The 10,615-nt window shown below is 46.1% G+C and carries 11 protein-coding genes; 10 read left to right on the top strand and 1 reads right to left on the bottom strand.

What is annotated here, in order from left to right:
- The first annotated feature begins 61 nt into the window (after positions 1-61).
- The 4 genes from WMO45_RS03415 to WMO45_RS03400 all read left to right on the top strand — a co-directional run bounded on the left by WMO45_RS03415 (position 62) and on the right by WMO45_RS03400 (position 4,206).
- Positions 62-1,222 (top strand): plasmid recombination protein, encoded by a 1,161-nt coding sequence (locus WMO45_RS03415; protein ID WP_009247524.1) that lies wholly within the window; start codon positions 62-64, stop codon positions 1,220-1,222.
- A 26-nt stretch (positions 1,223-1,248) separates the two neighbouring features.
- Complete coding sequence (locus WMO45_RS03410; protein WP_009247523.1) at positions 1,249-1,626, top strand: TnpV protein; 378 nt, start codon at positions 1,249-1,251, stop codon at positions 1,624-1,626.
- Between the two features lie 453 nt (positions 1,627-2,079).
- On the top strand, positions 2,080-3,624 hold the full coding sequence (locus WMO45_RS03405) for an ATP-binding cassette domain-containing protein (RefSeq protein ID WP_009247522.1): 1,545 nt from the start codon (positions 2,080-2,082) through the stop codon (positions 3,622-3,624).
- Between the two features lie 84 nt (positions 3,625-3,708).
- Positions 3,709-4,206: a nucleotidyltransferase domain-containing protein gene (locus tag WMO45_RS03400; protein WP_009247521.1), complete on the top strand. Its 498-nt coding sequence runs from the start codon at positions 3,709-3,711 to the stop codon at positions 4,204-4,206.
- A 436-nt stretch (positions 4,207-4,642) separates the two neighbouring features.
- Here the strand turns inward: WMO45_RS03400 and WMO45_RS03395 are convergent, their stop codons facing one another.
- Positions 4,643-5,176 carry a helix-turn-helix domain-containing protein gene (locus tag WMO45_RS03395; RefSeq protein WP_349139231.1) on the bottom strand — a complete coding sequence of 178 codons (534 nt, stop codon included), beginning with the start codon at positions 5,174-5,176 and terminating at the stop codon, positions 4,643-4,645.
- A 422-nt stretch (positions 5,177-5,598) separates the two neighbouring features.
- On the opposite strand from WMO45_RS03395, the gene WMO45_RS03390 reads away from it, so the two are divergent.
- The 6 genes from WMO45_RS03390 (at position 5,599) to WMO45_RS03365 (ending at position 10,527) form a co-directional block, all read left to right on the top strand.
- Positions 5,599-5,802 carry a helix-turn-helix transcriptional regulator gene (locus WMO45_RS03390; RefSeq protein ID WP_087189495.1) on the top strand — a complete coding sequence of 68 codons (204 nt, stop codon included), beginning with the start codon at positions 5,599-5,601 and terminating at the stop codon, positions 5,800-5,802.
- Positions 5,803-5,804: 2 nt separating this feature from the next.
- The gene (locus WMO45_RS03385) at positions 5,805-6,887 is read left to right on the top strand and encodes a site-specific integrase (RefSeq protein WP_349139230.1); all 1,083 of its coding nucleotides are present in this window, start codon (positions 5,805-5,807) and stop codon (positions 6,885-6,887) included.
- A gap of 4 nt (positions 6,888-6,891) precedes the next feature.
- A complete protein-coding gene (locus WMO45_RS03380) occupies positions 6,892-7,227 on the top strand; it encodes a plasmid mobilization protein (RefSeq protein WP_349139229.1) in 336 nt (111 codons plus the stop codon).
- The gene (locus WMO45_RS03375) at positions 7,217-8,491 is read left to right on the top strand and encodes an AAA family ATPase (RefSeq protein ID WP_349139228.1); all 1,275 of its coding nucleotides are present in this window, start codon (positions 7,217-7,219) and stop codon (positions 8,489-8,491) included. Before WMO45_RS03380 ends, WMO45_RS03375 begins: the two co-directional genes overlap by 11 nt.
- Positions 8,488-8,721 (top strand): complexin-2, encoded by a 234-nt coding sequence (locus tag WMO45_RS03370; RefSeq protein ID WP_349139227.1) that lies wholly within the window; start codon positions 8,488-8,490, stop codon positions 8,719-8,721. The genes WMO45_RS03375 and WMO45_RS03370 overlap by 4 nt, the downstream gene beginning before the upstream one ends.
- A 471-nt stretch (positions 8,722-9,192) precedes the next feature.
- On the top strand, positions 9,193-10,527 hold the full coding sequence (locus tag WMO45_RS03365; RefSeq protein WP_349139226.1) for a plasmid recombination protein: 1,335 nt from the start codon (positions 9,193-9,195) through the stop codon (positions 10,525-10,527).
- Positions 10,528-10,615 lie beyond the last annotated feature (88 nt).

The following is a 10,615-nucleotide window of genomic DNA, read 5'->3' as shown; positions in this document are numbered from 1 at the left end:
TACTTTTGACAAAAGTAACAAAACCTGAGAATGTTGAAATTTACAGATGGGAGATGAAAAAATGCAGAGAACGATAAGTGCAATGGTCGGTAAAGGCTCGGTCAATCACAATAGCCGAAAGTTCCGAGCAGAAAATGTAGACGGAACTCGTACTCATCTCAATATCGACTACTGCAATGAAAATATAAAGACAGTTTATCACGAATTGTTTGATGAAGCATTGGAAAGATACAATGCCAAGCAGATAAGGTCAGACCGAAAGATAAAAGATTATTATGAAAAAATCCGAAGTTCCAAGCAGGAAAAACCGTTCCACGAAATCATTTTACAGGTGGGCGGTAAGGGAAATATGAACGCCGATACGGAAAACGGAGAACTGGCAAAGCAGATTTTAGATGAATACTATCAGGGTTTTCAGGAGCGAAATCCACAGCTTCGGGTGTTCTCGGCTCATCTGCATATGGATGAAGCTACACCACATCTGCACATAGATTTTGTACCTTTTACCACAGGCAGCAAGCGTGGACTTGATACAAGAGTGTCACTAAAGCAGGCTCTTGCAACGCAAGGTTTTAAGGGCGGCAGTCGTGGCGATACGGAGTGGTCGCAATGGATACAGTCCGAAAAAGAACAGCTTGCGGCGGTGATGGAACGTTATGGGATTGAGTGGGAACATTTAGGCACACACGAAAAACATCTTTCTGTTTTGGATTATAAAAAGCAGGAAAGAGAAAAAGAAGTGGCGGCATTAGGTGCGAAAATCGAGCAGAAACAGATTGAATTTGATGTGTTGTCGGAACGAGTATTGAACTATGATAAGGCAAAAGACGAGCTGTCAAATCTTGAAATAGAGCTTGATACTGCACCGAAATATCAGTTGCCAGAACCAGAGAAATTTATGACTGCAAAGGCATATAAAACCAAAATGGCAGAGCCGGTTGTAAGGAAATTGAAGCAACTTGTCAAAACGGTGCTTGCCCGCTGCTTTGAGGGGTGGGACAACTATCATAGGCTGAATACAGCGAATGCACAGTTATACCGCACCAATCAGCGTTTGGAGAAAGTCAATGAAAGATTGACCGAAGAAAACAAAATCCTAAAAGCAGAAAATAAAGATTACAGCCTGCTCCGTAAGGTTTTTGGTCGCAAACAGATAGATGATTTGTTGGAGCAGGCAAGAACAGTTAAAGGTCGCAAGCGTGATAATACACGATCACGATAGACAAAAATCACAGGAGGAAAAGGAAAATGACAAAGACAATTTTTGAAGAAATGGGCGGAACTTATAGACAGGTGGGTGATTATTTATTGCCGAACATCACAGTACCAGCCGAAGAAGAAATAGAGCCGATTGGTTTATGGGGGAAACGACATGCAAGGCATTTAAAGGAACACTATAAAGTGTTATATATGAACCTGCTGACAAGCGGAAAGCTGCATAGTTATCTTGCAGAAGTCGATAAGCAAGCAGAGGATATGTTTCTTCGACTGGTAAAGGAATATGCCGACAGACAAGATGTGACGGAACAATTAAAGAAAGATAATCCCTACGAATGGATTGGAAGAATGAATAATATTCAGGCTTGTGTGAGGGAAGTTGTAGGAACGGAGTTGATTTACACATAAGCGTTTTACGGTATGGTGCTCCTGCGTTTGCTGGAGTGCTGTGGTTGTGGTTGTAAAGAGGTTGTGAAAGATTGAATTTCGTAATGGTTGGATGTATAATTAGGAAGTGAAAATTTTAATTTGCACTTCCATAAGGTGAAATGTATTGACACAAAAAATACAGTATGATAGTATTGCCATTAGAAGAAAGAAAGGCACATTTTGTGTAAGGTGAGGAAATGATTAATAGATAATTTGATTTAAGTAAGACACATATAGTTATTGAGCCTGTAGAGAATAGGTTTGTTTTGTGTACGCTTAAGTTGGATTATCGCAAGAGGCATTTCCTTTGTTTTCCTTTTGGAAAAGAAATAAGGGTCTATTTAGCGAGTCTATTTTTGCGTATGCAAAAAAGACTCGTTTTTGTGTGTTCAAAATAATAATTGGCTCAGACTTCGAAAAGGAGAAACTTTAATGTTGCAGATAAAAAAATTAAATTTAACACATAAAAAAGACCTGAGAATAATTCTTAATGATTTCAACCTTGTGCTAAATGATGGAGATAAGGCAGTTATTATTGGAGAAGAGGGAAATGGGAAATCGACATTAATGAAGTGGATATACAATCCGTCGCTTGTAGAAAACTATATAGAAGCAGATGGGGAAAGGATAATGGGACACGAACGTCTTGGTTATCTTCCGCAGGAGATGCTCGATGAAGATAAGGAAAAAACAATATACGAATATTTTTCTGAAGAGGAAATATTCTGGGAGAAAACGCCTAAAGAATTGTCTGTTATTGCGGGAAAATTTGGAATGAAAAATGATTTTTTCTACAGTAACCAGACAATGGGTAGTCTTTCAGGAGGCGAAAAAGTCAAGACACAACTTATGAGGCTTTTCATTCGCGATGTTTCTGTGCTGTTGTTGGACGAACCTTCCAATGACATCGACATTGCGACGCTTACATTACTGGAAAAAATCATAAATGACTGGAAGCACATTGTGCTTTTTATTTCACACGATGAAACGCTGATAGAGCGTACTGCCAACATGGTGATACATATCGAGCAGATTATACGAAAAACAAAGGCGAGATATACCGTGGCAAAGCTTCCCTATAGACGCTATGTGGAAGAACGGCTTCATAAATTTGAAATCCAAAAACAGCGGGCACTGAGTGACCGTAGGGAGAAAAAGATTCGCGATGAAAAATATCAAAGAGTTATGCAGAGTGTACAAGGTGCATTAAGAAGTTGTACCAGACAAGCACCGTCTGTTGCCAAAAACTTAAAGGACAAAATGCATACGGTTAAGGCAATGGAACGAAGATTTGAAAAAGAAGATGAAAATATGACTCAGATGCCGGAACAGGAAGAAGCAATCTTTGTCAAATTAGGGGATGAAAACTCACACATTCCCGCAGGAAAAACGGTCATAGAATATGAACTTTCAAAGCTTGTGACTCCGGATGGCAAAAGAATTTTAGCAGAAGGAATTCATTTAAAAATAAAAGGTTCAGAAAAAATCTGTATGATAGGAGCCAACGGGGCAGGAAAAACGACTCTTCTAAAAAAGATAGCGGAAGAACTCCTAAATCGGAATGACATTAAAGCAGAATATATGCCTCAAACTTATGAAGACCTGCTGGATTTGGATGTTACACCGGTTGATTACCTTGATAAAACAGGAGATAAAGAAGAGCGTACAAGAATTAGAACATACCTTGGTTCACTTAAATACACACCAGATGAAATGGAGCATCCGATTCGGGAGTTATCAGGCGGACAAAAGGCGAAAGTGCTTCTCTTGAGGATGAGCTTAAGTGGTGCAAATGTTCTTATTCTGGATGAACCGACAAGAAATTTTTCACCATTGTCCGGTCCGGTAATAAGAAAAATGCTCCGAGAATTTCCGGGGGCTGTCATTAGCATTTCTCACGATAGAAAGTATATTGAAGAGGTGTGCGATAAAATATATCAGCTAAATCCTAATGGATTACAGCTAATTGGTGATTGATAACAAAAAGGATGAAAGACTGACAAATTTCAGGCTTTTAGTGAGTTGGAAAGCATACAAAGATTTGAATTTGGAGGATAGATTATGGTACGTACAGAAGATGCATGTGAAATTATAAAATATGCTTTGCAAAACGAAATTAAAGTATATTTAGATGGCGGATGGGGTGTTGATGCACTTCTTAAAAGAGAATCAAGAATACACAATGATATTGATTTGTTTGTTGAACTGAAACATTATCATGATTATATTTATGTGATTAAGCAGCATGGATTTGAGGAAGTAAATACTGATTATACAACGGATGGTCATACTGTCTGGAAAGATGATAAACAAAGAATCATTGATTTACATTGTTTTGAATTTACAGATGACGGAATTGTTTATGAGGGAGATATATTTCCATCAAAAACTTTTTCCGGTATTGGAAAAGTTGGAGATATAACTGTTTCTTGTATTGAACCATTGAGTCAGGTAATGCTTCATTTGGGATATGAACACGATAAAAATGATGTGCATGATGTGATGCTGTTGTGTGAAACATTTCAAATAGCAATACCAGATGAATATAAGGAAAAGTAAAATTTCAGTTTTGTGTTGAATCTCTAAGCAAAATAGCTTATAATTTGACATGCTACATATAGTTATTATCCACAGTTATCGAGTAGGTGTTATCAATGCCGATAACAAAATGATAACATTAGCTCGTATAGGCAGGATAATATGGATATATCAAATAATCAAAAGAACGAGAAACATTACAGAGAATAATTCCTAAACAAAAAGCGTTAGTCTTTGTAGAGTGGGAATAAGCAAAAAGTGGATATGAGGGCCCGCAAACCCTTGAAAACACTGACTTTTTGATTTTCAAATTCCCCGTTTGATAGCAGATTGATAGCACCCGTCAAATCCATACTTGCTGATTTTCTGGCAGGTAACGAACGGTTTGCAGGTGCAGATTAAAAACTTATCCAAGAGAAAAGGTCTAACCGATTTTTGCAAGTCGGTTAGACCTTTTTTATTTATCCTTTTTGTCCTTGTTCAGTTCCTCTACCAGCAGATCACTGAGGCCCTGAGATGGGACAACCTTGTGCCAGTGGCCTGTGGTATCGAACTCCGGATAGCGGTAACGCCAGCGGTCGTAGTCCTCTTTGCTGATCTCCCCCGATTTCAGCTTGGCCGCCTGCTCCCCCCAGGCGCAGAGCATCTCATGGAGCCTTGCTGCATCCTTGCCTTGGAACACATCCACCCGAAGATGTATTTCTCCGTCACACTCGCAGATTTTCAGGCCGTAGCGGTCCTCAAGCGTAAACAGCGTGTGCATCAGCCCTACATAGGAGTCTATGTCCGGCACAGCCAAAGCATGGGGTGAGACCTCCAATATCTGTGCCAGCGCAGCAGTCAGGTCTGCCTTGGGCGTCCGCGACCCGTTTTCATATTGAGCAAGGCGCACATCGGCGGACTTCTCCGGGAAGCCCAGCGCCATACCGAGATATTTCTGCGTCATGCCACGCAGAGTGCGGAAAAAGTGAATGCGTTCTCCAATCGCCATAACGGCCAACTCCAATCTGGATTCTTGATAATTTTAGCATAGCAGAAATGCTTAGGATAGTCAAGAGAAATCTAAACAAATTTATTTAATATTTTTTCTGCAAACCGCTTGACTTTAACTGTTATGCTTAGTATAATGAAGATGATATAAGCAAATAAGTTTAAGTCACAAAAATTTTACAAATTGAATGCCCTCAAAACGGCGAAAAAATGTCCGTTGTAAAGTGAGAGGGGGAATTTCAGGCGAAGTAAAACTGAATGACCGTCCGACAGATACTTTCTCCGGGGAAGCAGGTGACGATATGAGCATGCCAAGGAGAAGAACAAACGGCATAGCGCCAGGAAGGGTTGCCTGCCAGAGTCTGAAGGGTGAAACGGCAAACAAGAAACGATCACGACAAGGAAAGAAAGGTATTTTTACTTATGGCAGGACAGATTTTTATGCGTGTGGACGAAGTAGCCGAGGAGCTGGGAGTATCTAAACCCTACGCTTATAAACTCATTAAGCGAATGAATGAGGAGCTGGCACAGACTGGCTGCATCACGATTGCTGGCCGGATTGACCGGAAATTCTTTCATGAAAAATTCTACGGTACGAGGACTGAGACGAAAAGGAAGGAGGGCTAAATATGGCTGCATTCAAAAATAAAAACAACGGAACCTGGTATGTTCAGTTCCGTTACACGGACTGGAGGGGTGAGCGCCAGCAGAAACTTAAACGCGGTTTTGCAACCAAAAAAGAGGCGTTGGCCTGGGAACGGGAATTCCTGATGGAAAAGCAGGCCGATATAAATATGACCTTTGAGAGCTTTGTCTCTCTATATGAGAAGGACATCAAGCCCAAGCTGAAGCTCAACACCTGGCTCACTAAAGAGAGCATCATCAAGAAAAAGATTCTGCCCTACTTTGCCAAACGGAAGATGTCGGAGATTACGGCCAAGGACATCATTGACTGGCAGAATGAAATTCGCAATCTTACAGATTGTCACGGAAAGCCCCTATCCAAGACCTATCTGAAAACAGTTCACAACCAGTTAAGTGCAATTTTCAATCATGCAATCCGATATTACGGCCTGCAAGTCAACCCGGCACAGAGGGCGGGAAATATGGGAACCGAAGAACGGCGGGAAATGCTGTTCTGGACGCGAGAGGAGTACACCAGATTCTCTGAGGCGATGATGGATAAGCCCATTTCTTTTTATGCCTTTGAGATGCTTTACTGGTGCGGAATCCGGGAGGGCGAGCTGTTGGCACTGACGCCCGCGGACTTTGACTTCGAGAAGCATACCGTTACCATAAACAAATCTTATCAGCGTCTCAACAAACAGGATGTTATCACCACACCTAAAACACCAAAAAGTAACCGTGTTATCCAGATGCCCCAATTTTTGTGCGATGAGATGCAGGACTACCTCAAGCAGCTCTATGGTGTGGAACCGGACAGCCGCATTTTCCCCGTCAGTAAAAACTATCTCCACCGTGAGATGGATCGGGGCTGTAAAGAAACCGGGGTAAAACGCATTCGCATACACGATTTGAGACACAGCCATATCAGCCTGCTGATTGACATGGGATTTACCGCTTTGGCAATCGCAGAACGGGTAGGGCATGAGAGTATCGACATCACCTACCGCTATGCTCATCTGTTCCCCACCCGTCAGGTGGAAATGGCTGACAAGTTGGACTCGCTGAAAACAGAGAAAGGAGCTTGAAACAATGTCTATGAAAAATCTTGATCACCACAACCGCTGGCGGAACAAAACGGTGGCCTTCCGGGTCTCCCCGGAGGAGGACGAGCAGCTGGAAATCTTCGTCAAGCTGTCCGGCCTGACGAAACAAGACTACATTACCCGGCGGCTGCTGGAACGGGATGTAGTGGTTCAGGGCAATCCCAGAGTCTACAAAGCCCTCCGGGACGAACTGGCCGCTGTGCTGGACGAGCTGCGCCGGATTGAGGCCGGGCAGGGCGTGAACGACGAGCTGCTGGACACCATCCAGATGATCGCTACGATTATGAACGGAATGCAGGAGGAAGCTGCCTATGGGAATTGAGCCAAAAGAAAAGACTGCCCGAAATACATCTGTTGGCTCAGATGCAAGGCAGTCCATTCAAAAAGATTCTGACAACAGTATACCCGCTTCGGAGGCAAAACGCAACAGGGAAATGGATGATTTGGAGGAAATGTACCGCAGGATGCAGCGCATGGCTGACCCGCGCTATCTGCACACGCTCACCATGACCGAGCTGTTTCAGACCTCCTACAAAAGCCGCCCGCCTATCATTGAAAATCTGCTCCATTCGGGAGCATATCTTCTGGCGGGCGCGCCCAAGATCGGCAAGTCGTTTCTGGTGGCGCAAATCGCCTACCATGTCAGCACCGGGCAGGAGCTGTGGGGTTGCAAAGTCCATCAGGGAACTGTACTTTACCTCGCGTTGGAGGATGACTTCCAGCGCATCCAGAATCGGATGTTTATGATGTATGGCGTGAACGATACCCCGAACCTGCACTTTGCAACCGCCGCCGGAAAAATCGGGAACGGTCTGGACGAGCAGCTGGAAAACTTCATGCGGGAACATTCAGACACTAAACTCATTATCATTGACACCATGCAGAAAATTCGGGAAGTGGGCGGCGAAGCGTACAGTTACGCCAGCGACTATGAGATTGTCGGAAAGCTCAAGCAGTTTGCAGACAAGCACTGCATCTGTGTGCTGACTGTCCACCACACCCGGAAGCAACCCGCCGGGGACGCCTTCGAGATGATCTCCGGCACCACGGGCCTGCTGGGCTGCGCGGACGGCTCCCTGCTGATGCAGAAGAAAAAGCGAACCGCGTTGGAGGCCACTATTGATGTGGTGGGACGCGATCAACAGGATCAGATTCTCTACTTGAAAAAGGACCCGGAAACGCAGATTTGGAATTTGGAGCGCATGGAAACGGAGCCGCACAGGGAACCGCCGGACCCGGTGCTGGAAGCGGTGGCTAAGCTGGTCTCCGTTGAGCGTCAGGAGTGGACAGGCTCACCCTCGGAGCTGGCCGAAACGGTGCAGGTGGGAATGGCGGCAAATGCGCTGACCAAGTATCTGAATGTCAAATCCGGCAGGCTGCTGGAAGAGTATCATGTAGGCTACGAGAACAGGGCGCGGCACGCCGGGCGGCAGGTGAAGCTCACCTATATGTTGGTGGAGGCTCCGTCTTTTGAGGTGGTTGAGGATGGGCGCGACGGTTGCGACGGTTGCAACGGTGAAAATGCTACCGCCCAAACAACCGTCGCTATCGTCGCAGCCGTCGCGGAAAGGAACGGAAGCGAATGAAAAATGTGCAGATTCCCTATGACCTGTTCGTGGCGCTGGTGGAGTATCACCTCGGCTATGATGACGAATACGATGATGAAATCCGGCAGGGATTGGAGCAGAAGCTGGACGCCCTGATGCGGCACGAGCTGTATGCAAAATATAAGACCGCACCCAGCGCGGAAGAACGGGAGCAGGCCCGGCAGGAGTATCTGGCCCGGCGCGGTGTATTCCCGGATTTTCGCTGGTAACAGGTGTTTACTTTCATACTAATCTCGCGGATGAAATCAGCACAAAAGTCAATCTTCTCCCTGTTGGCATATACAGGAGCGTGACACGCTCCTGTGGCTGGCGGACAAGGCGAATTGGCTGGCAGCACACGCCCTCCGCATCCTTCGTCCCCATCGAAAAATCCGCAGATTTGGCGATGGCTAAGGCCGGGAGAATCCGGTGGATTTTCCCGGCCGGTGGGCGGCGGAATGGAAGCAAACGCAGTTGCGAAAAGAACGCCGGTCACACCGCATTTTGAGGCTGTGGGTATCACCTGCAAGCCGAAAAAGGCGGCGAGGCTCCCGCAGGAGCCGCATACCCCCTCGGAGAGCCCACGATACTTTGCAGCCGCAGGATGAAAGTATCATAGTGGGTTATTACACTTCCGCAGAAGTGCATCCCCCAAAAGCTACCCGTATCTCAACCGCCCTTGTGGGCGAGAAAGGAGTTCTATGGCAAGAGGCGACGGTATCCATCGTACCAGCGCAAGAAATATGAGACTAACCACACCCAAACTGAAAAACGCGCAGCAGCACAACGAGCGCGAAAAAGAATCGTATGTCAACCAGGATATAGTTCCGGAACGCTCTCATCTGAACATTCACTTCAAGAAACCGGACGGCGGCTATCTGGAACAGTTTGAACAGATGGAGGCGGACGGGCTTATCTCCACACGCGGCATCAAAGAGGACGCCTTCCGCTACGGCGAGCTGATCTTCGATGTGAACTCCGCCTACTTTTTCAACCACGGCGGATATGACTTCGCAAAACAATTTTACCACGACGCCTATCAGGCTGCAATCAAAATCGTGGGCGGTGAACAGTACATTCTGTCGGCAGTCATGCACGCCGACGAGCGCAACCGGGCCATGTCCGAGGCGTTGGGTCAGGATGTATACCACTACCACCTCCATGTGGTCTATGTGCCGGTGGTAGAAAAGCAGATACGATGGTCCAAGAGGTGCAAGGACAAGTCATTGGTAGGCAAGGTAAAAGAAACGGTCATGCAGGTCAGCATGAGCAAAAAGTGGGCCTCCAAGCCGGTTCTGGATGAGGCCACCGGCGAACCGCTGAAAACGGCGAAGGGAAAACCTGTTCTCAAAAAATCGTACAGCGTGTTGCAGGATGATTTCTTCCAGTATATGCGCAAGGCCGGTTACGCGGATATAGAGCGCGGTGAGCGCGGCAGCTCCGAGGAACATCTGACGGTGACGCAGTTTAAGGTGGAGAGAGAGCAGGCGCGGCTGGCGGAGCTGCAAACAGAAAAATCAGAGGTTCAGGCGGAGATCGGCCAGCTCCAGGCAGAGAAGGCCGAGGCAGAAAAATCTGCCAAAGAAGCGCAAACGGAACTCCGGTTGCTTGCTCCCAAACTCAAGAGCATGGAGAAGCTGGCGGCTGAGTATTCTTCCGACCCGGAGGACCTGCTGCCGCTCCCCGATCGAATGGAGTCCGCCAAATCCTACCGGGAGAAAAAGTCCAAACCGCTGCTGGAGAAGATCGTCAAGGTGGTGCGCTCTGTTTACCGTGCTTATCTGGATGTCTGCCAGAAATTCGAGCTGTTGCAGCGCAAATATGATACGGAGGTTCCTTATTTGAAAAAGCAGTTGGCCGAGGTCAAGGGAGAAAATGCAGAATTGCAGGAAACCGCCAGAGACTATCACCGGCTGTGCCGGGCCTATGGGCTGGAGCGCGTAGCCGAAACAGTGGCCGCTGTCAAGCAGCAGGAGCAGGCGGAAAAAGAGCAGAAACGCAGTCAAAAGCGGCGGCATGACCGGGATGCGCGGTAATCCCGTGTAGAGCTGAGAAAATAGGATTTTTGCGGATAGAGGCATCTGAACTGAACCGTGTATCGTTTGGGTGCTTTCTATCCAAAAA

The organism is Flavonifractor hominis (genome assembly GCF_040095835.1).
Lineage (GTDB): Bacteria > Bacillota > Clostridia > Oscillospirales > Oscillospiraceae > Flavonifractor > Flavonifractor hominis.
This window is presented reverse-complemented; position numbering and strand designations above follow the sequence as displayed.

Excerpts from the sequence above, each read along its gene's own strand:
- WMO45_RS03415 (WP_009247524.1), top strand. The coding sequence starts at position 62 with ATGCAGAGAACGATAAGTGCAATGGTCGGTAAAGGCTCGGTCAATCAC.
- WMO45_RS03410 (WP_009247523.1), top strand. The coding sequence starts at position 1,249 with ATGACAAAGACAATTTTTGAAGAAATGGGCGGAACTTATAGACAGGTG.
- WMO45_RS03405 (WP_009247522.1), top strand. The coding sequence starts at position 2,080 with ATGTTGCAGATAAAAAAATTAAATTTAACACATAAAAAAGACCTGAGA.
- WMO45_RS03400 (WP_009247521.1), top strand. The coding sequence starts at position 3,709 with ATGGTACGTACAGAAGATGCATGTGAAATTATAAAATATGCTTTGCAA.
- WMO45_RS03395 (WP_349139231.1), bottom strand. The coding sequence starts at position 5,176 with ATGGCGATTGGAGAACGCATTCACTTTTTCCGCACTCTGCGTGGCATG.
- WMO45_RS03390 (WP_087189495.1), top strand. The coding sequence starts at position 5,599 with ATGGCAGGACAGATTTTTATGCGTGTGGACGAAGTAGCCGAGGAGCTG.
- WMO45_RS03385 (WP_349139230.1), top strand. The coding sequence starts at position 5,805 with ATGGCTGCATTCAAAAATAAAAACAACGGAACCTGGTATGTTCAGTTC.
- WMO45_RS03380 (WP_349139229.1), top strand. The coding sequence starts at position 6,892 with ATGTCTATGAAAAATCTTGATCACCACAACCGCTGGCGGAACAAAACG.
- WMO45_RS03375 (WP_349139228.1), top strand. The coding sequence starts at position 7,217 with ATGGGAATTGAGCCAAAAGAAAAGACTGCCCGAAATACATCTGTTGGC.
- WMO45_RS03370 (WP_349139227.1), top strand. The coding sequence starts at position 8,488 with ATGAAAAATGTGCAGATTCCCTATGACCTGTTCGTGGCGCTGGTGGAG.
- WMO45_RS03365 (WP_349139226.1), top strand. The coding sequence starts at position 9,193 with ATGGCAAGAGGCGACGGTATCCATCGTACCAGCGCAAGAAATATGAGA.